Genomic DNA, 24,216 nt, shown 5'->3' on the forward strand with positions numbered 1-24,216 from the left:
AAAATGTCAAAATTTATGGAAAGGAAAGAATTTTTATCACTTGTGGGAATCAGTGTCGGGGCAATTATTTTAAATAACTGTATGACCTCCTGTTCATCATCAAAAAATGATCCGCAACCTGCAAACGGAGGTGGTTCTACAGGTGGAGGTACTTCAGGAAAAGTCGATTTATCCCTGAATCTGAATGATGCTACCTATGTCTCACTTAAAACCAATGGTACCGGACTTGTAGTCGGAAGTGTCATTGTAGCAAGAACTAAAGACGGTGACTTTATTGCGGTTTCAAAGACCTGTACTCATGAAGGAACAACCATTAATTTTGACAATGCCTCTACAGGATTTATTTGCCCGAATCACGGATCAAGATTCGATAGAAACGGAAATGTTACTTTAGGACCTGCCGCCATAGCTCTTAAACAATACAAAACCAGTTTTGACAGTGCCTCTAATATCCTAAAAGTAACCGAATAGCATTAACTTGCAGGGCATTTGAGAAGCCGGTCTGTATCCTTCTTCCCGAATGCCCTTTGCTTTTATCGGAAACTTTCAGGTTTATGCTATTTATTGATTCATTTTCTGACTTACCTGCTCCGGCTAAGGAGTACGAACATAAAGTTATAAATTTCTGCAAGGACTGGCTCTCCGGTCAGTCGACCTTCATTCTCAAAACCTCCGGATCAACCGGAGAACCCAAACCTATCCTGCTGAGCAGAAATCAAATGCAGGACAGTGCTAAACTGACTGGTCAAAAATTTAACCTCAAACCCGGTGATCATATTCTTGTATGCCTCAATGTGGAATATATTGCCGGAATTATGATGCTGGTCAGGGCCCTGGAATTAAAGCTGAAAATGACTGTTATCGAGCCTTCCGGCAATCCTCTGGAGGAATTCAACTTACAGGACTCTTTTGATTTTACAGCTTTTGTTCCTTTGCAACTGCAGAATATTCTGTCCGATTCTCCGGAAAAAATTGAAATTCTCAACAAAATGAAAGCCATTATTGTAGGCGGTGCAGCAGTCAATGAAAGGCTGGAGGAACAAATTCAATCGCTCAGTGTACCTGTTTTCAGTACTTATGGCATGACCGAAACGGTTTCTCATATTGCAGTCAGGCGGTTGAACGGTATCGATAAAACCAGTTCATTTGAGGTATTGAATGGTGTAAAAATAGATATTGATGACAGAAACTGCCTCAATATTGTCGCAGCAGCAGGAAATTTCGAAAAAATTCAAACCAATGATGTCGTTGAATTACTGGATGATACTACTTTTAAACTGATTGGCCGTTTCGACAATATTATTAATAGCGGTGGCGTGAAAATACAGCTGGAAAAGGTAGAAAAAAGTTATGAAAACCTTTTTAAAGAAATGAAACTGCCGTGCCGGTTTTTTGCTTTCGGGATTGATGATGAGAAACTGGGTCAGAAACTGGCCTTATTTATCGAAATGGCAGAAAAATCCCCGGAAATTGGCGAAAAGCTCCGCAATTATATTCCTGAATTTCTGGGCATTTATGAAATGCCTAAAGTCTTCTGTTTCATTCCTGAGTTTAAGGAAACGCCTACCGGAAAAATAGACAAAAAACAGACCATCAAAATGATTCAATAATCTGTTAAATGATTGTTTTTACAGGAATAGACCGTAAATCGTTACAATTATCCATAACTTTGCAAAATCCGGAACTCCTGATTAGTAAAGAGTTTCAGGAAGAATTCGAATATGCAACTGAAACAGCTTCAACAACTTCAAATAAAATACGAAACAGCAGATATTATTCCTGCCCCATACTGTAATCAGATCCTGCTAAGCCTTGAACAAAAAACAGAAGGTTTATCGGCTGATTTTCAGATTGTTTATACTTACAGAGATGACCTTACCGAAGAAGATCTTTACGATGAAGGTTTTACTTCTGAAGATGATTTTTCATGGAAAGGTATCTTAAACAAAGCCTGGCGAACTGCAATTGAACAACTTTTAGCCAAAACTCCTGAAAGACCAAATCACAAAGCACTGGAAGAGGAAGAAAATTTTCTCGAAATTTCAGTAGGTAAAAACTTTGAAGGACGCCCGCAAAATCAGGCAGAATGGGAATATCTTTTACAGGAATTGATGCAGGCTGTTTATGAAACCGCTCAGAAAGAGAAAAATCTCAGCCTTATTTACAAAAAAATAGACCGTGATAAGGATGTTCAGACTTTGTTCATTGATGTGTTTTTCAGTACCCGTAAAGCAGAAGCCTACACCGAAACCGGTTCCGGGAAGACTTTAAAGCAATTTGTCTGGGAAGATGCAACCCCTTTAATGCAACAGGTTTTTGTCGGGGAGTTTATCCCGGAATTAGCCAGTCAGAATGAGCCTAAAAATCCGGGAAAATATCTTACAACAGGAGACGGCTTTTGGTATGAATTCAGTAAAAGCCTTAAAAATCCGAACGGGAATAAAAAATATACCGTCACACTTCTGGATTATTTTGACGAGCTTCTGAAATAATATTTATCGAAAAAGCAGAGATTTCCAAGAAATAAATCTCTGCTTTTTATCTTCTTGAAAGTTCATTCTGTAATTCATCCACAAGTCCTTTAATTTTCTCCAGAGACAACTGTGGTTCAGGGAGTTGTTCACTGATAAAAGCCTTCACTTCCCATATTTCCAGTACATCTTTCAAACTGACTTCAAAACTTGGGATTGATTGGTTATCAGAGCTTAACAACAGCACGCCCTTGATTTTCGCCTGATTATATACCCTGCGATAAATAATTCCCTGATTTTGAAGAATAAGAATATAATGTCTGCCATCCAAAACGCTGGTTACATCAGCGATATGTTTACCAACTACCAAAGCTCCCGGAAAAGAGAAGTCCTCTCCTACTTCAAATGCACGGTATTTTCCCGCAAAAAGATTGGGAAGATTTCCTTGTGGCAAAGCCGAAAGAAATTCAGGCTTCTGGTATTTCAGCAAATATTCCGATGTCAGATTTCTTTTCACAATGCCAAAAGAATAACTGCTCTTTATTTCAGGCAGCAAATCATGATGCTGATTATTTACCTGCGGAAATTCAATGGGCTTGGTTAAGTTCTGCACCGTCACAAATCCACGGTATCCGTCAGCTCTGTTTACTTTTTTAGGCACTACAGGCTGAGCAACCAATTTTACCTGCTCTTCATTCCGTAAGTATTTTTCAATGACATGCGCAATGGGCTTAGGCTCAGCTTCAGCAATAAAATTCTGAGAAGGTTGTGTCGGAGGATTTATTCTTTGTACTGTTTGTCCGTTAAAAGTAGGCTGGGTAGTAGACAGGACAGAAGAAGGAATTTGTCCTACAGTCTGTCCAATATTAATGCCGGGGGTTTCCCTTATTTTCCGGATGTCTGTCTTAATCAGCGAATCCACAGATGTGCCGAAAACCTGTGCTATTGTTTTAAGGTTTTCAAGATTAGGATTAGCCCTTGCTTCTTCATAAGCACCTAATAACGAACGCTTTATATTGATCCTTCGGGCAAATTGCTCTTGAGTCAATCCATTGAGACGGCGAAGATATTTTATATTGTTGCTAACGATCGACATTGACAGGATGATGTTTTGTTACAAAAATATTTGATATAATTTTGAATGCAACACAAACAGAAATTTAAATTGGCAAGAATCCGGATTTATTGACAAAATGCTTCATTTTAAGATAATCAAAACATTTAAAATGTGATTCAGCTTTGCAACATCCTATAATTTCCCTAAATTCCAATAGTAATTATGCTACTTCAAAATCAATAAGCTAATCTGAAACAACTCATGGAAGAAACCATTGTGCCAAAAGATCTTGAACAGAAAATCCAGCATTTATTTCAATTACAGAAAAGTAATGCTTCAAATATTGCCCGGACCCCGGCAAATGAGAGAATTCAGAAACTCAGAAAGCTTTTAGATTACAACAGCAAAAATATAGAAAAAATACAAGAAGCCATCTTTCTGGATTTCAAAAAACATCCTTCTGAAGTCATAATCGGGGAATTGATGGGAGTAAATGGTGAAATCAAACACCTGATAAAGAACCTTCGTACCTGGATGCGTCCCCATAAGGTACCTACTCCTTTGAATATGTTCGGAACTTCAGCTTATGTAAAATTTGAACCCAAAGGGCAATGTCTGATTATTTCTCCCTGGAATTATCCTTTCAATCTGGCAATCAAGCCACTTGCTCAGGCAATTGCAGCCGGAAATACGGTTATTTTAAAACCCTCGGAATTAACCCCCAATACCTCTGCTCTGATAAAAGAAATGCTTTCGGGATTATTCCCTGAAGACGAGATAGCTGTGATTGAAGGTGATGCCAGGGTTTCAACAGAATTACTGAATCTGCCGTTTAATCATATTTTTTTTACCGGAAGTCCTCAGGTGGGAAAAATCGTGATGAAAGCTGCCAGTAGACATCTTGCTTCAGTTACCCTTGAATTAGGGGGAAAATCCCCTTTTATTGTTGATGAAACGGCAGATATTAAAACTGCCGGAGAAAAGCTTGCCTGGGGTAAATTTATCAATGCCGGACAAACCTGTATCGCTCCGGATTATGTACTGGTTCATAAAAATGTTAAAAGTAAATTGATTTCAGCTACGGTTGAAGCCACTGAAAAAATGTTCAATCCTGAAGCCGGGGGCCTTGAAAAAACAACTGACTTTTCCCGGATTGTTAATCAAAGACATTTTCTAAGGCTAAAATCTCTGATTGAGGATGCTCTCGAAAACGGAGCCTCTCTGGTGTATGGAGGAGAAACCAATGCAGGAGACAATTATATTTCGCCTACTATTCTGACCGGAACAGAAAAGGCCGGAAGAATTATGCAGGAAGAAATTTTCGGGCCAGTTTTACCGATTATTGAATTTGAGCAGAATGCCGAGGTAATTGAGAAAATTAATGCCGGAGAAAAACCCCTGGCTCTCTATATCCATTCTCGAAAACGATCAAATATCGACTATTTCATAAATAATACCTCCTCCGGGGGCGTAGTAATTAATGATGTGCTGATTCATTATGCCCATAAAGAATTGCCATTCGGCGGGGTCAATAATTCCGGAATAGGAAAATCAGGTGGAATTTGGGGTTTTACAGAATTTTCAAACCAAAAAGCCGTTTTAAAACAAAGGCTGAATCTGTTTAAAATGATCTATCCGCCTTACACACCAAGGGTAAAGAAATTACTTGGATTTCTTTTAAAGTACGTATGACCGTTTTTATTTTCAGGAATTGAAGAACATTGATTAACACCACCGTCCAATTATTTATTTACTTAGTCTCTTTCAGGTTTTTGCATGAGAAATATACTTCTGAATTTATTCTTATATTTTTGTTTAACAATTCCCGCTTTTTGTCAAGAATCAGCAACCAATCTCCAGCAAAACCCTTCAAATTTGAAGTGGAGTCAAATTAACACCCCTCATTTCAGGTTAATTTTCCCGAATGAACTCGGTAACACTGCTCAAAAAACAGCAAATACTCTGGAAACCGTTTATCAACCGGTAGGAAATACCTTAAAAGCTTATCCGAAGAAAATTTCTGTAATTCTTCAGAATCAAACCACTGTTTCTAATGGATTTGTCACCTTGCTGCCCAGAAGAACAGAGTTTTTTATTACACCGCCACAGGATTATACGCTTTTAGGGACCAATAACTGGCTGAATATTCTGGCCGTTCATGAATTCCGGCATGTTGTTCAGAATCAAAAAGCATTGACAGGCTGGACCAAAGCCTTTCAACGGATTTTCGGAAATAACGGCCAAAGTCTTATCTCATTTCTGGCAGTACCTAACTGGTTTTGGGAAGGAGATGCTGTTGGAACAGAAACAGTACTGACCCCCTCAGGAAGAGGCCGGATTCCGACTTTTGATATGGCTTACCGGGCCAATCTTTTAAGCAAAGAGCCATATAGTTATGCGAAAGCAGCCTGTGGTTCTTTTAAAGATTTTGTGCCGAATCATTACGTAAATGGCTATCTCCTTACCACTTATACCAAAACCAGGTTCGGGGCTGATGCCTGGGAAAAAATTCTTCAGGGAACTTATCAATTTCCTTTTTATCCTTTTTCTTTTTCGAACAATATTAAGAAACAGACTGGTCTTACTACAGAAAAACTCTATGGAGAAACCATCAGTTACTTCAAAAATACCTGGCAAAAAGAAATAGATCAAATTGAGGAAACTGCTGTCAATCCATTAAAAACCTCTGAAAATAAGTATTTCACCAATTATCAGTATCCTCAGATCTTACCGGACGGAAGGATTCTTGCCCTTAAATCAGGCTTATCTGACATTCAGCAATTTGTTATATTGGATAAAGAACAAAATGAAGAGAAATTATTCGATTTAGGTATTCTCAATGACGCAGGAATGCTTTCTGCTGCAGGAACAAAAATCGTCTGGGCAGAAAACACTTTTGATCCGAGATGGGCTCAAAGAGACTATTCTGTTATCAGATTGTACGACATCAATACCGGAATCAAACGAAATATTACCTCTAAAACGAGATTGGCCTCTCCTGCTCTCTCTCCGGACGGATCCAAAATAGCAGCCGTGGAAACTTCAACCGGAAACAGGTATTCGCTTGTAGTACTTGAATGTAGCTCAGGTAAAGAACTTTACAGGTTTTCAAATCCGGATAATGCCTTTTTCCTGCATCCCAGATGGTATAACAATGAGGCATTTGTTGCTATTACTTTGAAAAACAATGCGAAAGCAATCGCTGATTTCAATATGGAGAAGGGAGAAGAAAAAGAACTGTATCATGTTGAAAATGAAAACATAGCACATCCTGTACGGCTGGGTGAGTATTTGTTTTTTAATTCCGGAATTTCCGGAATTGATAATATTTTTGCTGTTGATCTTAAAACAGGAGAGAGAAAAGTCGTGACTAATCGCAAATTTGGTGCCTTTAATCCCGCTCCTTCAGCCGATGCCGGAATGATATACTTTAATGATTTTTCTGCCAAAGGTCATCGTATTGTCAGCATGCCATTCGATTGGTCAAAAGCGTTGAAATTTGATTCTGCATTTTACAGACCGACAAGATATTTTGGAAAAATGCTCTTACAGGAAGCTGGTGAGAATTTATTAAAAACTACGCCCGACAGCTCTTTTTCTATAAAAAAATACCGAAAATCTCATATATTTAATTTTTACAGTTGGGGAATTGTAACAAATTCTACCGGAGATAATCTCAATGTTGGTGTTTCATCTCAGGATTTATTGAGCACCACTACTTTATCTGCGGGCTACGGTTATAATTCAAACGAACAAAGAGGGCAGTTCTATACCAATTTCAGCTATCAGGGCTGGTACCCGATTTTGGATTTCAGTTATACAAATACCGCAAGAAGTACCGAAATTTATATTGACAGAGACAGAAACGGACCTTTGGATAGCCTCAGAAAAGATTCCTGGAATCAGCAGCAATTGAATTTTGGTTTGAGATTACCGCTTATTCTGACGCATTCAAAATACCTTGAAAGTCTGACAGCCAGTGTAAATACCTCATTAGTTACCGTTTACGGATATGATCTTCCGGTAAGATACATTACCGAATCATTCAACGGAACCTTCGGTTCAATGATTTATAACCTTGGCTATGCAAGACAACTCAAACGGGCAGCAAGAGATATCGCACCAAAATGGGCACAGTCGCTGAGTATCTATTTCAGAAATACCCCATTTGGCGGAAATATTTCCGCCAGCTTATTTGCAATACAGGGAAATTTATACTTTCCCGGTTTTGCCAGACATCATAGTTTGAGATTTCGGGGAAGTTATCAGCATCAGTCGCAAGGAAATTATCGTTTCGGCAGTCCGGTCACATTTCCACGAGGTTACGGATATACAAGCTTCGAAGATCTTTCGGTCGGCAGTATAGAATACCGTATGCCGTTATTTGATCCTGATTGGGAACTCGGAAGATTATTATTCCTGAAAAGACTAAAAGTCAACCTGTTTACAGATTTCGCACAAGGACAAAGTACAATAGCAGACGGTAGAACCGGTACCAGAAATTATCAGTCATTTGGCTTTGACCTGACATCTCAGTTTCATTTTATGCGTTTGTCACAGCAATTGGAAATAGGAGTCAGAGGCATTTATAAAGCGAGTGAGCAGCAATTTATTTTTCAACCTTTAGTGATTGATATCGGTTTTTAAGCCAATTTTGCAGGATTTTAATACCTTTAGAATAAAACAACAAGTTAATGCGGTACGGAAAATTCTTATGGGTGGGGCATATTTTATGGTGGTTGGTTTCAACATTTTACCTGAGGTATCCTCATACAAAATTTTTCCAGGAAAGACCAAATACGTTAATCTGGTATTTGATTGTCAGTTTTTTTCTGGGACTTACAGGGACTACAGTTTATACCATCGTTTTCAAAAGATTTAATAAAGACGAGCCACGTCAAACCTTTCTCTTCCCGATTCTGGGGTCTATGGTGGTTGGTGCACTTTTCTTTATTCAGGATGGTCTGACAGGGTTCATGCGATACGGGAACCCCAGTCGGGGAATTCCTCCTGAATGGAGTGACTATATTCAATACTATGTTGAATCGGTAAGATATGTGGCGCTTTGGTTTTTGCTTTACCATTTATTGCTGTATTCAAGAATTGCCAGGGAAAGAGATCAGTTATTAACGCAAACCAGGGTATTACTTCAAAATGCCCAATTAGAAATACTTAGAAATCAGTTAAATCCTCATTTTCTTTTCAATGCTATAAACAGTATCAAGGCACTGACCATCTCTGACCAGGAACTTGCCAGAAAAGGGCTTACTAATTTATCTCAGCTATTAAGGACCTCTCTTTCAATGGGAAGTTACCCGGTAGTTGAATTTATTGATGAATTAAAGCTGGTCAGAGACTATCTTTCTCTTGAAAAAATCAGGTATGAGGAAAGGATTACTTATTCTCTGGACATTCAAAGAGCTGTATTAAGACAAAATATTCCACCGATGACGTTACAATTACTGGTGGAAAATGCCATAAAGCATGGTATCGGGAAAAACAAAAAAGGAGGAATAATTCATATTTCCGCAAAATATAATAACGGTGTATTTGAACTAATTGTAAAAAATTCAGGAAAATTGGTGAAAGAAGAAAAAAAACGCTCCAATTCCGGGGTAGGTTTGCTCAATCTGGAGAAACGATTACTGATCAATTTCCCGGACAAAGCGGAGTTTATACTGAAAGAAGAAGATGAATTTGTGGTCGCCAGTATTATCATCCGCCCCTGAAAATTAAAAAAATCATATTCAGACTCATTGAGTGTGTATTCCATTATCGGAATTTGTATTAATGTTTGTAATTTTGAGCAATGAACCGACTCAAAGTATTCTTAAGTATATACATTTTATCTTTTGTCCTGATTTCCTGCGGAAGTGATTACAGAAGAGGCCGGACTATTCCGCCATTGCCTGAAGGAACAGAAAAGTCAAGAAGAGAAATTACCCTCAACTTTCTTTCAGATGCCATCAACGCTTCACCGGGTGTTTCGGATAACTATTACAAACGTTCACTGATTTATCTGGAAGAAAACAGACTTAATGATGCTCTTCAGGACATTAATGACGCACTGGATATTAACGGGAATATCGGTTCTTATTACCAGACCAAAGCTTTAATTTTGAGAGAAACCAAGCAAATCAGGGAGGCACTGGAAGCAGCCCTGAAAGCAGAGGTTCTCAATTCTGAGTCCCCTGAACTGTATAATTTACTCGGAGATTTATACCAGCAGCTTCGTCTTTTCAACAAAGCCAAACTTTACCTCAACAAAGCCGTACAAATTTCGCCGAACAATGGAGAAACCTATTTTTTTAAAGGGGAAATTTTCGCCAAACTCGGAGATACTACTTCTGCCTTACAGCTTTATGAGCAGACGCTCGCACTGAAACCCACTTATTTACCCGCTTATGTGCGGCTCTCAGAAGTCCATACCGCGCTCAGACAATATGATATAGCTTTCCTTTACAATAACGACGGCTTAAAATATTATCCGAAAAGTGCGGAGTTATTCTTTCAGCGGGGTTATACACTTCAGCGATCCTGGAAACTTGACAGTGCTGTTTCGTGTTATCTTAAAGCAGTAGCACTGGATCCGAAATTCGTCAATGCCAGTTTTAATGCCGGAATGCTCTATTTCAAATCCAGAGCCTATCGTCTGGCACTTCCGCAATTTGAACATACATTGAAATATAATTCCAGATTTCCTGAAATTGATTTCTATATGGGACAATCTCTGGAATATACCGGAGAATATGAAAGGGCTGAAGAATTTTATAAAAAAGCCCTTTTGATTAATCCTCAGGATTACCATTCACTAAACGGAATGTACAGAATCAAAAGGAAACTGTTGTATGGAGAAACCCTTCCTCCTGATTTTTCTGAGTCGGATTTGCCTCCGGATTTCGGAGAAGACGGGCAGGGACGCAGAGTAGATACTTCCTTAAAACAGATTCAAAGTATTCAGCCTAAATCCAAATTAGGACTGAAAACAGATTCCATCAGCAGGAAATCGATCAATCCTATTATAAAATAGTGAAGGTTCTTTAGCGGAATCTGATCTATATATGTTAAATTGGGTCTTTTTAGGGTACAAAAATGCTGAAAGGCAATTGCTTAAACTCATTAACGAAAGCTTTTGAAAGCCGGAAATATATAGTCGAACAATAAAAATTAACTAAATCTGTCTGAGGCATTAAATTTTTGCCGGAAAGTATCAGTTGTATGATACAGCCCCTTAAATCCAAATCTCAGGCTTCAAACTCAAAAACAATGATTAAAATTACCTTACCGGACGGCAGTGTAAGAGAGTATGCTCAGGGTTCAACTGGGATGGACATTGCCCTCAGTATTTCAGAAGGTTTGGCCAGAAATGTACTGGCAGCCAAAGTAAACGGAAAAGTTCAGGATGCCTCTTTGCCGATCAATGAAGATTCGGAGGTAGCTTTACTTACCTGGAATGATACTGATGGTAAACAAACATTCTGGCACTCTTCAGCCCACCTTCTTGCAGAAGCATTGGAAGCACTTTATCCAGGCACCAAATTCGGAATCGGACCCGCCATTGAAAACGGGTTTTACTATGATATCGATATGGGAGAAAAATCCCTGAGCCAGGATGATTTCAAGAAAATCGAAGATAAAATGCTTGAATTAGCCCGTCAGAAAAATGAATTCAGCAGAAAAGCTGTTTCAAAAGCTGACGCGATCGGGTATTTTACTGAAAAAAATGATGAATACAAATTAGAGCTTATCGACGGACTTGAGGACGGTTCTATTACCTTCTACTCACAAGGTAATTTTACTGATTTATGTCGTGGGCCACATATCCCGAATACAGGTTTTATCAAAGCTGTAAAATTAATGAGTGTGGCGGGAGCTTACTGGCGCGGAGATGAAAAACGTAAACAAATGACACGTGTTTATGCCATTACTTTTCCAAAACAGAAAGAACTTGATGAATATCTTCACTTATTAGAAGAAGCAAAACGCCGTGACCACCGTAAACTGGGTAAAGAACTGGATCTTTTTGCTTTCTCCGAAAAAGTAGGGATGGGTTTACCTTTATGGCTGCCTAAAGGTGCTATGCTGCGTGAACGTCTGGAAAATTTCCTTCGTCGTGCGCAGGTACGTGCAGGATATTCACCGGTTGTAACACCACATATTGGTTCCAAGCAGCTATATGTTACTTCAGGACATTATGCAAAATATGGCGCTGATTCATTTAAGCCAATCCATACGCCGGATGAGAATGAAGAGTTTCTTCTGAAACCTATGAATTGCCCTCATCACTGCGAAATTTTTAAAACAAAACCACGCAGTTACAGAGATCTTCCTTTGCGTCTGGCTGAATTCGGAACCGTATATCGTTACGAACAATCAGGAGAATTACATGGATTAACCCGTGTAAGAGGCTTTACTCAGGACGATGCTCATATTTTCTGTACTTCAGATCAGGTTGAGGAAGAATTCATGAAAGTAATCGATCTGGTACTTTATGTATTCAAAGCGCTTGGTTTTGAAAATTTCTCAGCTCAGATTTCATTACGTGACCCTGAGAATAAGGAAAAATATATCGGAAGCGATCAGGATTGGGAAAAAGCTGAAAATGCCATTATAAAATCAGCCGCAGCCAAAGGCCTTCCAACCGTTGTAGAGCTTGGAGAAGCAGCATTTTACGGTCCTAAACTCGACTTTATGGTAAAAGATGCTTTGGGAAGAAAGTGGCAGTTAGGAACTATTCAGGTAGATTATCAGTTACCTCAACGTTTTGAATTGGAATATACCGGTTCGGATAACCAAAAACATTGCCCGGTAATGATTCACCGTGCTCCGTTTGGTTCATTAGAACGTTTCATTGCTATTCTGATTGAGAACACAGCAGGAAATTTCCCGCTTTGGCTTTCACCTGAGCAACTGGCGATCTTACCGATTTCTGAAAAATACGAAAATTATGCGAATGAATTATTCCTTCGTTTACAGGAAGTGGATCTCAGAGGTTATGTTGACCACAGAGATGAAAAAATCGGACGTAAAATCAGGGATGCTGAAGTTTCAAAAGTGCCATTTATGCTTATTGTAGGTGAAAAAGAATCAGCAGAAGGCATGGTTTCTGTGCGGAAGAAAGGAGAAGGAGACCTGGGCATGATGCTGGTAGAGCAGTTTATCACCCTGGCTCAGGAAGAAATTAACAAGAATATTCTCAGGTTTTAACTGACCTTCAGAATTATGAGTTAGAAACATGATTATTTTAATGTTAAAAAAATAATTAATTTTGCATTGAATTAAGGATAAAACCTATCTTATAACTCATAATTCTCTTGTTAATTTCTATTTTTTACTTTAGCTTTCGAGAGTTTTAGGACAATACCCTGAAAACTCTAAACTTTTACTATCAACTATTAACTTTAACAGATAAAATATGGCGTTACGCCCAAACAACAATTACAGAGGACAGAAAAGAGAAGAAGAGCCTTACAGAATCAATAATCTTATCAAAGCAGTACCGGAAGTACGTTTGGTAGGTGAAAATGTTGAACAAGGTATCCTGGAATTTAAGCAGGCCTTGGCAATCGCAGAACAACAAGGATTGGATTTAGTGGAGATTTCTCCGAAAGCAGTTCCGCCGGTTTGTAGAATCGTAGATTATGCCAAGTTTAAATACGATCAGAAGAAAAAACAAAAAGAAATTAAAGCTAATGCTACTAAAACAGTAATCAAAGAAATTCGTTTTTCTCCGAATACTGACGATCATGACTTTAATTTCAAACTTAAACACGCCATCAACTTTCTGAAAGAAGGTGCAAAAGTTAAGGCTTATGTACACTTTGTTGGCCGTGCAATCGTTTTTAAAGAACGTGGAGAAATGTTGTTACTTAACTTTGCAAAAGGTTTGGAAGAACATGGAAAACCAGATGATATGCCAAGACTTGAAGGTAAGCGTATGTCTATTATCTTTTCGCCAAAAGCTCCCAAAAAATAAGTAGTTATCAGTCAGATCTGAATCGTTTCCCGGTCAGATCAGCTTGTAACCCTTAGCATATTTTGAAATTATTGTCATTCAAATATATAATTCCCTTTATGTTCCTGTTTTCAGGTATAAAGGGAATTATGCTTTTTCAGGAAAGTACATTCCATCCCGGAAATGGCATAGCCACCTTTTCTCTCGGAAAACCTCATCAGAAGAGAATTGAGACTCCCAATCCTGAATTTATCCATAATACTGCCGGAGCAGAAATTCCTGAAAAATGTACGAATCCCGCATTTACTAAAAATTCAGATTCTGTATTTTTTTGGGGTAATGTTCTGAAAACGGATTATTCCAGGGCTATACTTTTTGCCGCTTTACCCACCTGCATTCATAAAATCTACCTGATTATCAATGTACTGAGGATTTGATTTTCCTTTATTTTATGACACTTTATCTGTTCTTATAACCAATTTAATGGTAAAAAGCCTGTTATAAATCAGGCTTCAGTATAAGAAATACTTTACAAGAGTCGGCTTATTCCTTTCCGGAATAAGAAAAATCCTTATAAAATCCTTTTTACAATACCAATCAGGTACATACTCAGATGAAAAAATATATCTTTCTGCTTACAGTTTTATCATTCGTAATATTTCAAAGCTGCAATTCTGAAAAGCATAATAAAAATGGACAGGTCCGTGAACAATTCTGTCTTCCGGATTCTGTAAATAATAAACTTGAAACCGTAAAAGCCGATTTAGAAATCGTTCAAAGTGAATTGAATCTGACAGCCAAAGTAGCTTCCTTTGAAAACAAGGAGGTAAAAGTTGAGCCCTTGGTTAACGGGATTATTCAAGATATTGTGGTGGATTTGGGAGATTATGTCAAAAAAGGGCAAACTTTAGCCATAATCAGAAGTACAGATGTGGCTGATGTAGAAAACGATATTATCACAGCAGAGTCAAATCTGATGACAGCTAAAAAGAATCTTAAAGTTATGAAGGACCTTTATAAGTCTGGTCTTGCTTCCACGAAAGATATCGTCATAGCGGAGAATGAATTACTGAAAGCAGAATCAGAACTTCAGAAATCGAAAACGATTTCAAGCCTTTATTCCATTGATAAATCTCTTTATACGCTAAAAGCTCCTATTTCGGGTTTTGTACTTGAAAAAAATCCGGATATTTCTGAAACTATGCCATATCATCTTGAACAGACAGGTCCGTTTTTCAGAATCGCCGACCTTTCAGAAGTGCAGATTGTAGCACATGTATATGAAACTGATATTTCGAAGATCAAATTAGGCAACAAGGCAAAAATAAAATTACTGGCTTATCCAGGAGAATCTTTCATCGGCAAAATTGATAAAATCAACAATGTTATTGATCCCTCAACCCGAACCATGAATGTGAGAATAAACCTGAAGAATCCCCGTAACCTGCTTAAACCTGACATGTTTGCGGTAGCATCAATTATTTCTGATGAGACCAGTAAGATGATTACGATTCCAAGTAATGCGATTATCTCTGACAGAAACAGAACATATGTTATGATCTTCAAAGACAAATGTCATATGGAAACCAGAAGGATTAAAGTCACAAAAACAACAGGAAATAAATCCTATGTTTCTGAAGGACTGAAAGAAGGAGAGACAATTATGACAAAATATCAGAACATTGCATATGAAGCCATGAATGACTAACTAAAAATAAGATTAAAAAATCATAAAATAAGCTAATTTTTCTGCTGATTCAGAAATTTTAGCTTTATTTTTTTGTCAGATTTTAACAAAAGGTATTGAAATTTAAAAAAATACCTGTAACTTTTGCCGTAAATCATTTAGAAAGACACCGGTAGTAATTTAAACCATTCAGAAAAAATTACATCAAACCACCGGTCAGCAAGTTAATTCCTGTGAAGGCTCTACTGAAAAAATATGTGATACCGTTTATACTCCTGCTCACCTGGGGGAACGGTTTTACTATGTCTTTGAGAACCCAGGAGCTTTCAAGACCTGTCGATAAGCACAAGTATCTTTTTACACAAACCGAGCGCCCTGCTGCCAATGTTGTAAATTCACTTTATGCTTCTTTCGATTCGGACAATCAGGAAGAGGAAGACGATGAAGCAGATACGCTTGCTCAGCTGTTTATCGTTCCTGAAGCTTTAGAGTTCAGCTTTCCTCAGGTTACTTATCTACCGTTAACTTACCATAATTATACTTCTGATTCTTTTGACCCAACCCGGGAAAAATTATTCCTGCTTAATTGTATTTGGTTGATATAGAAATTGTTAGCTCCCACAGCTAATACATTTCCCATTGCCTGATTCTTCAAATCGGGTAATGATTAACTTCAAATATAATTTAGTCATGGCAACTAATAAAAACCTATCGTTTGAGGCAATCGTCAAAAAATATCAGCGCAAAATATATTATCATGTTCGTCGTATGGTTATTGACCACGATGATGCCGACGATTTAACGCAAGACACTTTTTTAAAGGTTTGGGAAGCACTCGATTCATTCAGAGGAGAGGCAGAAATATATACCTGGATTTATCGTATCGCTACAAATGAGTGTCTGAGTTTTCTTAAAAAGAAAAACAGAATGCTCTCAAATCCGGCTTCTGAGTATGCAGATGTTCTGGCTAATAAATTAGAAGATGAAGCTCCGGTTGACGCTGATGAAATTCAGGTTCAATTGCAAAGAGCTATCATGCAGTTACCCGACAAACAACGCTTAGTCTTCAATATGAGATATTTTGAGGAGATGAAATATGAAGACATTGCCCGTGTAACCGGTACTTCTGTCGGAGCCCTGAAAGCTACTTATTCAATTGCTGTTCATAAAATTGAAAATTTCATCAATGCCTTGCCAATTACCGGATACGGTGAACTGATTGCGGCATAATGAAACAAACGTTTTTTCAAAAGTAATCTATTTGTCTGATGATAATCACTGCTGGCGCTTGTTAGCAGTGATTTTTGTTTTATATAAACTCCAAATTTTAGTAAATACTTTAGAAGTTATATACGAGTTACATAGATTTTTTGTACCTTTGCACTCTATTTTACTGAAAACGGGCAACCGTTTATTACTTTTCACAATTTAACGTTTAACAGAAATGCCAAAAATTAAAACCAACTCTGGAGCTAAAAAACGTTTCAAAGTTACAGGATCAGGCAAAATTAAGCGTAAACACGCTTTTCATAGCCACATCCTTACAAAAAAATCTACTAAACGTAAGCGTAATTTAGTACACGCAACTTTAGTAAATCCATCAGATATGGATCGCGTAACTTTAATGTTGGTACTATAATTCTTTTGAATTAGAACCCCGATTTGCGATCTCTGATTTTCAGTTATTGTTCAACCAGAAATCTGGCTTTTTAAAGTTCTATGTTAAATAGACGCCAACTTTCAAAAAACAAAAAAAATTATGCCACGTAGTGTCAACCATGTTGCGTCCAGAGCGAGACGTAAGAAAATATTGAAACTCTCTAAGGGTTTCTACGGCAGAGGAAAAAACGTTTGGACCGTTGCCAAAAACAAAATTGAAAAAGGTTTGCAGTATGCATACCGTGACCGTAAAGTTAAGAAAAGAGATTTTCGTTCTTTGTGGATCCAACGTATCAACGCTGCTGCACGCCAGGAAGGTTTATCTTACTCAGTTTTCATGGGTAAATTAAACCAATCAGGTGTTGAATTGAACAGAAAAGTATTAGCTGACCTTGCAATGAACCACCCGGAAGCATTCAAAGCAGTTATAGCAAAAGTAAAATAGATTGAAAAGGCGGTTTAATCACCGCCTTTTTCATTTTAATTTTACTCATAGATCGGTTTATTCCGGTATTTGAGCCTGCCTCCTTCTCTGTTGGCAAAATGCATTCTGATTTCAGCAATAATTGAAATAGCAATTTCTTCAGGGGTAGATGCCCCAATGTCGAGTCCTACAGGACTGAAAATTCTTTCTTCATCTTCTTCCTTCACCGGATTATTTTCTTCTGCCAGCGCCGCAAACATTTTATCAGTCCGTTTCCTGGGTCCAAGCATTCCGATATAGGGGATATTGCCCTTCAAAAGGTATTTCAGATTTCTCAGGTCTGTTTCATAATCGTGAGCCATTAGAACTGCAACAGTATAATCATCTGTCTCAATAGAAGCATCTTTAGGTAGTACCGCGTCCGCCAATTCAAACAGCATCCTGTGGACTTTCAAAGGATTGCATACTACACTGACTTTCCATCCAACTTCCCTGGCAAGTCTTACGAAAGGATAAATGTCGTAATTCCCCCCAAAAAGAATCAAATGTATCTGAGGCAGAATTATCTCTATAAAAATACTAAGCTGTGTACCGTCTGACAAAGTAAAATCCCTGATCTGAGATTTGCCGGTCGACTGACAATGTCTGATTTCCGCCAGCAGTGGATTTTTCAGTTCATCTTCTGTAAATATTTCTGAAAGTCCCTGCTCATTATTAAAATGAAAGGAATCCCCCAAAGAAACTCCGGGAACTTCACCTTTTAACGAAGTAACAGTAAGTATGGTATTAGGCGTACGGCTGTTCTGGCAGTCTTTTAAAATCGAGACAGCATTATTCGGATTCTCAACATCCAAAGGATTCAGCAGAACATCTATGATTCCGTTACATCCCAAACCAACACCAATCTGATAAGGGTCATCATCCCTGGTATCATAAGTTACGAGGGAGGCTTTTCCATTTATCATCGCTAATCTTGCCTTTTTAAGGGCATCACCTTCCAGACAACCACCACTAATTCCACCTATCCATTCCCCCGAATCAGAAACAAGCATCCTAGCTCCGGCTCTTCGATATGAAGAACCCTCCACCCTGACCACTGTAGCCAAAGCGGCTTTATTATTTGAAAAATCTATTTTTTGATACGCTTCAATAATGCTTTTGATCTCTTTCATTTCATAAAATTACCCGGATAACTTTTAGCACCTTCTTACTATTTCCAGAACCATCTACTACACAAATCCCTGATTTTCAATCATTTTCATTACACTCAAAGAGACTTTTTGAAGAGGGATAAAATGAAGTTCCGGAGTATCTGACCTGAGCTGCGTCTTAACGAATTCCCAATCCGCAAATTTAAGCATTGAAATTTCCGTCTCCTGCATCTTAAATTCTTCCGTTTTCCGGGTAGTTTTTAACACAAAAACAGCAACATGTTCCCGGTCATACAAATCATTTACAACATCAAAACCATCTACAGAAATAACATCCAGCTGTTTAAGCTCAGATGCAACAATATTCAGGCCTATTTCCTCAGCCACTTCACGAACCGCAGCTTCATGATATTGTTCTCCTACCTGCAAATGACCTGCGATAGAAACGTCCCACAAAGACGGAAAAACATCTTTGGTTTCATGCCTCAGATTAATCAAAAGTTCAGCTTTTTCATTAATAACCCAAACCTGCACGCTTCTGTGCCAGTCACCGGACTGATGAACTTTCTCTCTCAGTTTAATAAAATTCAGACTCTTGTTTCCGGCATCAAATACGTCGAAATACTCTGCATTCATAAGGGTTATATTCAGGTAAAATTGCTTTCATTTAACTATAAGAAATACGTCATTCTGTCTTAAGTAAATATCAGTTTAAGACAGGCGATTGACAAACTGATCGCCAGCAAATAACGAAGCGTTGGCACATTAAATTTCTTACTGCCCAGGTAACTGCCGATAATTCCTCCTATAAATGCGACAATCAGCCAGGAGAATGTTTCAGGATTTGGAGTAAACCCTTTAGAAAACATACCGATGAGGCCGGAAATAGAGTTGACAAAAATAAACAAGGCAGAAACAGTAGCCGTTTCCTTCATTTTCCCCCAGTTCATCAACAGCATCACCGGACTTAAAATAATGCCACCGCCTATACCAAGCATTCCGGAAAGTAAGCCTATTCCTGCTCCAACCATTAAACCACCTATTAATGGAATAGGCGTATTTTCTCCCGGTTTATCCTTCGGTCGAAAAAGCAATCGAATCAGAGATATCAGAATACAGGCAGCCAGGACTTTCTTATAGATGGTGTCAGTAATCGGAATAGTTGCCCCGATAAAGGAAAAGGGAATACTGGCTAGGGCAAAAGGATAAAATAATTTCCATTTAAAATGGCCTCCGCGATAATACTGGTAGAAAGCCATTAAGGAAACAAAGATATTGAGAATTAATGCAGTTGACTTCATCAGAGATGGTTCGACACTAAAAAGTGCCATGGTAGCCAGATATCCGCTCGCCCCGCCATGTCCGACTGAAGAGTATAAAAATGCTACCGTTCCTAAGACTAATAAAAAAAGAATAGTTAGTTCTGAACTCATATTAATTAAATTTGCAGTAATCAAATGCTAAAGTATGGAAAAAATCAAATATAAAGTCAACGGTAGAATATGGGTAGAAGCAGAAGAACGCTTTATGGGTATAGGACGACTGGAATTATTACAGCATATCGATGAAACAGGTTCTATTTCACAGGCGGCAAAAGCCATGAAAATGTCTTATAAAAGAGCCTGGGACCTGATTCAATCCATGAATACCCAATCAGACAAACCTCTGGTAACTACACAAACCGGCGGTGAAAAAGGCGGTGGTGCCGCACTTACCGAAGAAGGCCGTTTATTTGTCACTAAATATAAAGAACTTCATGCCCGTTTCCAGTTATTTATCAGTGAAGAAACCTCAAGATTGTTTGATTAAACGTTGTATCCCTGCAAATATAGCGTTAAATGTAAAGAAATCCGATTGTAATTTATGAGGCTCTTATTTTATTTACTTCTTCCGCAAGATGCGTTACGGCAAAATTAATTTCCTCCTCTGTCGTGTATTTTCCAAGGCTAAACCGGATGGAAGAATGCGCCAGTTCATCGCTCAGCCCCATGGCTTTTAACACATGAGAAGGGTTGATTGAAGCAGAGGTACAGGCAGAGCCGTTGGATACCGCAAGATGCCTGAGATTCAAAAGTAATTGTTCCCCATCGAGGTCTGCAAAGGAGATATTACTCACGTTCGGCAGTCTTCTTTCCTTATTTCCATTTAACGAAGTGCCCGAAATTTCACTCAGGATTCTCCCTTCCAACTGATTTCTCAACCCGGAGATTCTTAACTGCTCCCCTTCCATAACATTTATGGCAAGTTCTGAAGCCTTTCCCAACCCAACGATTCCCGGTACGTTTAAAGTACCAGAACGCAAACCTCTTTCATGACTTCCGCCATCCATCTGAGCAACCAGTTTTGCAACCTGATAATTTTTTCTGACAAATAAAACCCCAATCCCTTTAGGTCCGTAAAATTTATGGGCAGACAAACTCATCAAATCTATTTCTTCTTTATTTACATCAAAAGGGACTTTCCCGATCGACTGAGTAGCATCTGTATGAAAAGGAATTCCATATTTTCGGGTAACTTCTGCCATTTCAGCAATCGGCAAAATAACTCCGGTTTCATTATTCGAATGCATGATAGTTACCAGAATCGTGTCAGTTCGGATTGCATTTTCCAGCTCACTGGCAGTAACCAATCCTTCAGAATCAGGCTTTAGATAAGTAATCTTTGCCCCGGCTTTCTCAAGGTGTTTACATACATCCAGAATTGCTTTATGCTCAGTCTGCACCGTAATAATATGTTTTCCTTTGACTTGATTTAACTCAAAAATACCTTTAAGCGCCAGATTATTTGCTTCAGTAGAACCGCTGGTAAAGATAATTTCTTTATCATCAGCCCCAATTAATGCGGCAACACGCTCCCGGGCAAGCGCAATGGCTTCGGCGGCCTTCCATCCGTAGAAGTGGGTACGTGAGGCAGCGTTTCCAAAATGTGTTGAAAAATACGGTAGCATTTCTTCCAGCACCTGCTGGTCAACAGGTGTGGTGGCATTATAATCAAGATAAATCGGGAAATTCATAGTCAAAGATGCCGGAAAAATAAAAAAAGGCAAGCATAACTGCTCACCTTTTAAATCATTTTTTTGGAGAATTTGTTCATTCCCCAATTATATCAAGTATTATTTTCCTCCGAAAAGGCCTCCCAGTAAGCCTCCAAGGCCTCCCTGCTGTCCTCCACCCATGAATTTTCCGGCGATGGTAGAAACATCATTCATGTCAATTTTACCGTCACCCAAAACATTCATGATTGTACCCATGTCAAAACTATTGTCATTAGGATCATTTGTTTTAGTGATCAGCGAGTTCATGACACCCGGAAGTACTTGCGAAACAATGCCGGAAGCAGCGCTTGAATCCAGTCCGAATTTCTGCATTAATCCGCCGATAGCATTCTGTGCAATACCTGAAACAAGAGGATTTGATAAGATTCCTGATCCAGCCTGACCACCTTGTCCACCCAATAACCCAATAACATTACTTAAACCACCTTGACCACCTTGAGCCTGTTGTTGTAAACCTCCGGTAATCGCACCTAAAATTGTTTGCATTGCTGAATCATTGTGTTGATTCGGAATCGCAGGATTGTTTACAATTGCGTCTTGAGAATGGTCCTGAATAAGACCCATTAATTGTTCTAACATGGTTGTATTTATTTTGGATAAAGACTTAAATTTTAAGCGAAAGGTATAAATTTTATCTAATACTTTTTTTAAATTCAAGCCTATTTAAAAAAAAATTTCATGTATGACGGAGAACCCATATTCTAAGTCACAAACTCCTGACTTAAAAACTAAAATTTTATCTTTAATTGAAGGCCTCTATTATCCAAGTGAGTCTGATGAACCATTAGAATACGTTGAATTTGAGCTTACAATTGAAAAAGAAAGGATTCCTCTTCTCACATTCCGGCAATTCTTAGGAATCAGAATAGAAACCCTGATTCAGCATATTGAGATCAGTGATTTCTTCAAACCTCTTTTAAAAATAGAGGATTATTTTGACGAATCTGACCTTAAACAAGTTGAAAAAGCTAAAAGTTTACAGCAGCTTTTACTTGAAAATCTGAAAGAAACAGAAGTACTCAGAGTGGGAGAAACAGAAGTAACGGTTTATGTTATTGGTAAGACTCCACAAAATACACTTGCAGGTATTAAAACTCTATTAATTGAAACTTAAAAAACACTGTTTTACCTGCAAACCAATTCCTGTAAAAACAGATAACATTTCACGCTCCGGTTCCGATAAATACGACTTGCCTGGCATTTTCGGCTGCAATGATTAAACTTTCTCCTGTTTCAGGAGTTTTAGAAATAAATCATATAATTTTGTATCATGAAACAACAAATTGCCCAAATACAAGCTTCTATCAGTCAAACACGTCAGACATTAACCGAGCATCCTGTTTACCAACAAATTCACCAGCTGGAACATTTACAGATTTTCATGCAGCATCATGTTTTTGCGGTTTGGGACTTTATGTCTTTACTTAAGGTTCTTCAAAGGAATCTTACCTGCGTTGAAATCCCCTGGATTCCGGTTGGAAATGCTGATACACGTTATCTGATTAATGAAATTGTAAACGGAGAAGAAAGTGATGTAGATCAGGATGGTAACAGATTAAGTCATTTTGAAATTTACCTCAATGCTATGCGTCAGGCGGGAACTGATTGCAGCCAGATGGAAAACTTTTTAACCCTTCTGAACAAAAAGGTTTCAGTATCGGAAGCCCTGATTCAGACAAATGCTTCAGACAGTGTAAAGCAATTTGTGGATTTTACCTTTGAAATCATTAATAGCGGGAAACCGCATATTCAGGCGGCCGTTTTCACTTTCGGAAGAGAGGATCTGATTCCTGATATGTTTGTATCAATGGTTAAAGATCTGAACAGGGAAATACCGGAAAAAATATCAGTTTTCAATTATTATCTGGAAAGACATATTGAGGTTGACGGAGATCATCACAGTCACCTTGCTATTCAAATGGTTGAAGACTTGTGCGGGGAAGATGCCCAGAAATGGGAAGAAGCCGCAGCATTTTCTCAAAAAGCCCTGGAAGTCCGACAAAAACTCTGGGATGGAATTGCAGAAAAAATCAAGGATTTAGCAACGATAGAGGCTTAAAAAAGCAAGAGGATTTGACAGTTTAGTTCAAATCCTCTTGCTTTATGCGTAAACCCTCAGCATTTGAGATATTTCCAGTTTCTTACTTTCCCTTCATCAAGCCATTCAATTGTCGTAGCCAGTCTCGACGCCCGGGTAGTTTCAGTCTTTGCATCTGTTAACCAGTCAACATATTCTTTTTTATTCGAATAACTAAACCTTTCAAAATGCTCCTGAGCAATGGGATTATCCTCCAAAGCTTCCAGCAGATAATCAGGAATAATCAACTCTTTAGGCGTTGCGGGAATGGCTTTCTTAGGTAGTTTTATTCCTTTTTCATTAAGAATCATAGCTTGTCTGATATATTCAGCAAGAACTTTATCCTCAGGTAAATCTTCAAGAGTCTTAATCTGTCCCAGGTGCCCCATAGCAGTTTTTTCTCCGACTGCAGATAAAATTCCGTTATTATCTTTTAACAATGAACCTAACCAGAATCCGAAAGCACAATGCTGTTTAAAAGCGGCCATACTGCACAAAATACTGCCTGCATATTCAAAATGCGGGAAACTCCATTTCATGGTTTCCTGCACATCGGGACAGGTATCATGAATGAGTTCTCTTAAATGTATAAGAACAGGTTGGGCAAAATCCGCAGATTTCACAATGTATTCGTCAATTCTGGTATCAAACTTCGGCATATGCATACAATTTTTGGTGAA

25 protein-coding genes are annotated in these 24,216 nt (G+C 38.4%); 18 read left to right on the top strand and 7 right to left on the bottom strand.

Features of this window, described 5'->3' with window-relative positions:
- The first annotated feature begins 15 nt into the window (after nucleotides 1–15).
- The 3 genes from BM179_RS14695 to BM179_RS14705 all read left to right on the top strand — a co-directional run bounded on the left by BM179_RS14695 (nucleotide 16) and on the right by BM179_RS14705 (nucleotide 2,492).
- Nucleotides 16–471 (top strand): QcrA and Rieske domain-containing protein, encoded by a 456-nt coding sequence (locus BM179_RS14695; protein ID WP_177219414.1) that lies wholly within the window; start codon nucleotides 16–18, stop codon nucleotides 469–471.
- Nucleotides 472–554: 83 nt separating this feature from the next.
- Nucleotides 555–1,610: an AMP-binding protein gene (locus BM179_RS14700; protein WP_092017909.1), complete on the top strand. Its 1,056-nt coding sequence runs from the start codon at nucleotides 555–557 to the stop codon at nucleotides 1,608–1,610.
- Nucleotides 1,611–1,721: 111 nt separating this feature from the next.
- Nucleotides 1,722–2,492, top strand: coding sequence for a hypothetical protein (locus tag BM179_RS14705; protein WP_092017910.1), 771 nt, complete (start codon nucleotides 1,722–1,724; stop codon nucleotides 2,490–2,492).
- Between the two features lie 46 nt (nucleotides 2,493–2,538).
- On the opposite strand, the gene BM179_RS14710 is transcribed toward BM179_RS14705, so the two are convergent.
- Nucleotides 2,539–3,567, bottom strand: a complete 1,029-nt coding sequence (locus BM179_RS14710) for a helix-turn-helix domain-containing protein (RefSeq protein ID WP_092017911.1) — start codon at nucleotides 3,565–3,567, stop codon at nucleotides 2,539–2,541.
- Between the two features lie 222 nt (nucleotides 3,568–3,789).
- Here BM179_RS14710 and BM179_RS14715 point away from each other — a divergent pair, with 222 nt between their 5' ends.
- The 12 genes from BM179_RS14715 (at nucleotide 3,790) to rplT (ending at nucleotide 17,274) form a co-directional block, all read left to right on the top strand.
- Nucleotides 3,790–5,220 (top strand): aldehyde dehydrogenase family protein, encoded by a 1,431-nt coding sequence (locus BM179_RS14715; RefSeq protein WP_092017912.1) that lies wholly within the window; start codon nucleotides 3,790–3,792, stop codon nucleotides 5,218–5,220.
- Nucleotides 5,221–5,403: 183 nt separating this feature from the next.
- The gene (locus BM179_RS14720) at nucleotides 5,404–8,175 is read left to right on the top strand and encodes a BamA/TamA family outer membrane protein (RefSeq protein WP_143095235.1); all 2,772 of its coding nucleotides are present in this window, start codon (nucleotides 5,404–5,406) and stop codon (nucleotides 8,173–8,175) included.
- 47 nt (nucleotides 8,176–8,222) lie between these two features.
- A complete protein-coding gene (locus BM179_RS14725) occupies nucleotides 8,223–9,257 on the top strand; it encodes a sensor histidine kinase (protein ID WP_092017914.1) in 1,035 nt (344 codons plus the stop codon).
- An 80-nt stretch (nucleotides 9,258–9,337) separates the two neighbouring features.
- Complete coding sequence (locus BM179_RS14730) at nucleotides 9,338–10,558, top strand: tetratricopeptide repeat protein (protein ID WP_092017915.1); 1,221 nt, start codon at nucleotides 9,338–9,340, stop codon at nucleotides 10,556–10,558.
- A gap of 236 nt (nucleotides 10,559–10,794) precedes the next feature.
- On the top strand, nucleotides 10,795–12,735 hold the full coding sequence (gene thrS, locus BM179_RS14735; RefSeq protein WP_092018032.1) for a threonine--tRNA ligase: 1,941 nt from the start codon (nucleotides 10,795–10,797) through the stop codon (nucleotides 12,733–12,735).
- Between the two features lie 208 nt (nucleotides 12,736–12,943).
- Nucleotides 12,944–13,504, top strand: a complete 561-nt coding sequence (gene infC, locus BM179_RS14740) for a translation initiation factor IF-3 (RefSeq protein WP_092017916.1) — start codon at nucleotides 12,944–12,946, stop codon at nucleotides 13,502–13,504.
- 98 nt (nucleotides 13,505–13,602) lie between these two features.
- Nucleotides 13,603–13,920 carry a hypothetical protein gene (locus BM179_RS14745; RefSeq protein WP_092017917.1) on the top strand — a complete coding sequence of 106 codons (318 nt, stop codon included), beginning with the start codon at nucleotides 13,603–13,605 and terminating at the stop codon, nucleotides 13,918–13,920.
- A 176-nt stretch (nucleotides 13,921–14,096) separates the two neighbouring features.
- A complete protein-coding gene (locus BM179_RS14750; RefSeq protein WP_092017918.1) occupies nucleotides 14,097–15,191 on the top strand; it encodes an efflux RND transporter periplasmic adaptor subunit in 1,095 nt (364 codons plus the stop codon).
- A gap of 281 nt (nucleotides 15,192–15,472) precedes the next feature.
- A complete protein-coding gene (locus BM179_RS14755; protein ID WP_092017919.1) occupies nucleotides 15,473–15,775 on the top strand; it encodes a hypothetical protein in 303 nt (100 codons plus the stop codon).
- Between the two features lie 85 nt (nucleotides 15,776–15,860).
- Complete coding sequence (locus BM179_RS14760; RefSeq protein ID WP_229632955.1) at nucleotides 15,861–16,400, top strand: RNA polymerase sigma factor; 540 nt, start codon at nucleotides 15,861–15,863, stop codon at nucleotides 16,398–16,400.
- A 214-nt stretch (nucleotides 16,401–16,614) separates the two neighbouring features.
- Nucleotides 16,615–16,809 (top strand): 50S ribosomal protein L35, encoded by a 195-nt coding sequence (rpmI, locus tag BM179_RS14765; protein WP_092017921.1) that lies wholly within the window; start codon nucleotides 16,615–16,617, stop codon nucleotides 16,807–16,809.
- A gap of 120 nt (nucleotides 16,810–16,929) precedes the next feature.
- Entirely contained in the window at nucleotides 16,930–17,274 is a 345-nt protein-coding gene (gene rplT, locus BM179_RS14770; protein WP_092017922.1) for a 50S ribosomal protein L20, read from the top strand.
- A gap of 41 nt (nucleotides 17,275–17,315) precedes the next feature.
- Here the strand turns inward: rplT and BM179_RS14775 are convergent, their stop codons facing one another.
- Genes BM179_RS14775 through BM179_RS14785 form a run of 3 tightly spaced genes read right to left on the bottom strand, consistent with a single transcriptional unit; the run spans nucleotide 17,316 to nucleotide 19,837 of the window.
- The gene (locus tag BM179_RS14775) at nucleotides 17,316–18,425 is read right to left on the bottom strand and encodes an XdhC family protein (protein WP_092017923.1); all 1,110 of its coding nucleotides are present in this window, start codon (nucleotides 18,423–18,425) and stop codon (nucleotides 17,316–17,318) included.
- Nucleotides 18,426–18,482: 57 nt separating this feature from the next.
- Nucleotides 18,483–19,040, bottom strand: a complete 558-nt coding sequence (locus tag BM179_RS14780; RefSeq protein WP_092017924.1) for an NUDIX hydrolase — start codon at nucleotides 19,038–19,040, stop codon at nucleotides 18,483–18,485.
- A 59-nt stretch (nucleotides 19,041–19,099) separates the two neighbouring features.
- A complete protein-coding gene (locus BM179_RS14785) occupies nucleotides 19,100–19,837 on the bottom strand; it encodes a sulfite exporter TauE/SafE family protein (RefSeq protein WP_092017925.1) in 738 nt (245 codons plus the stop codon).
- Between the two features lie 34 nt (nucleotides 19,838–19,871).
- Here BM179_RS14785 and BM179_RS14790 point away from each other — a divergent pair, with 34 nt between their 5' ends.
- On the top strand, nucleotides 19,872–20,213 hold the full coding sequence (locus BM179_RS14790) for a winged helix-turn-helix domain-containing protein (protein WP_310586953.1): 342 nt from the start codon (nucleotides 19,872–19,874) through the stop codon (nucleotides 20,211–20,213).
- A gap of 52 nt (nucleotides 20,214–20,265) precedes the next feature.
- Here BM179_RS14790 and BM179_RS14795 read toward each other — a convergent pair whose 3' ends face one another.
- Complete coding sequence (locus BM179_RS14795) at nucleotides 20,266–21,417, bottom strand: cysteine desulfurase family protein (protein ID WP_092018034.1); 1,152 nt, start codon at nucleotides 21,415–21,417, stop codon at nucleotides 20,266–20,268.
- 99 nt (nucleotides 21,418–21,516) lie between these two features.
- A complete protein-coding gene (locus BM179_RS14800; protein WP_092017926.1) occupies nucleotides 21,517–22,038 on the bottom strand; it encodes a DUF937 domain-containing protein in 522 nt (173 codons plus the stop codon).
- 103 nt (nucleotides 22,039–22,141) lie between these two features.
- On the opposite strand from BM179_RS14800, the gene BM179_RS14805 reads away from it, so the two are divergent.
- Nucleotides 22,142–22,573, top strand: coding sequence for a nuclease A inhibitor family protein (locus BM179_RS14805; protein WP_092017927.1), 432 nt, complete (start codon nucleotides 22,142–22,144; stop codon nucleotides 22,571–22,573).
- 156 nt (nucleotides 22,574–22,729) lie between these two features.
- On the top strand, nucleotides 22,730–23,518 hold the full coding sequence (locus BM179_RS14810; protein ID WP_092017928.1) for a DUF3050 domain-containing protein: 789 nt from the start codon (nucleotides 22,730–22,732) through the stop codon (nucleotides 23,516–23,518).
- A 56-nt stretch (nucleotides 23,519–23,574) separates the two neighbouring features.
- On the opposite strand, the gene BM179_RS14815 is transcribed toward BM179_RS14810, so the two are convergent.
- Entirely contained in the window at nucleotides 23,575–24,195 is a 621-nt protein-coding gene (locus tag BM179_RS14815; RefSeq protein ID WP_092017929.1) for a YdeI/OmpD-associated family protein, read from the bottom strand.
- Nucleotides 24,196–24,216 lie beyond the last annotated feature (21 nt).

This window comes from Pseudarcicella hirudinis, from assembly GCF_900115665.1.
Classification (GTDB): Bacteria; Bacteroidota; Bacteroidia; order Cytophagales; family Spirosomataceae; genus Pseudarcicella; species Pseudarcicella hirudinis.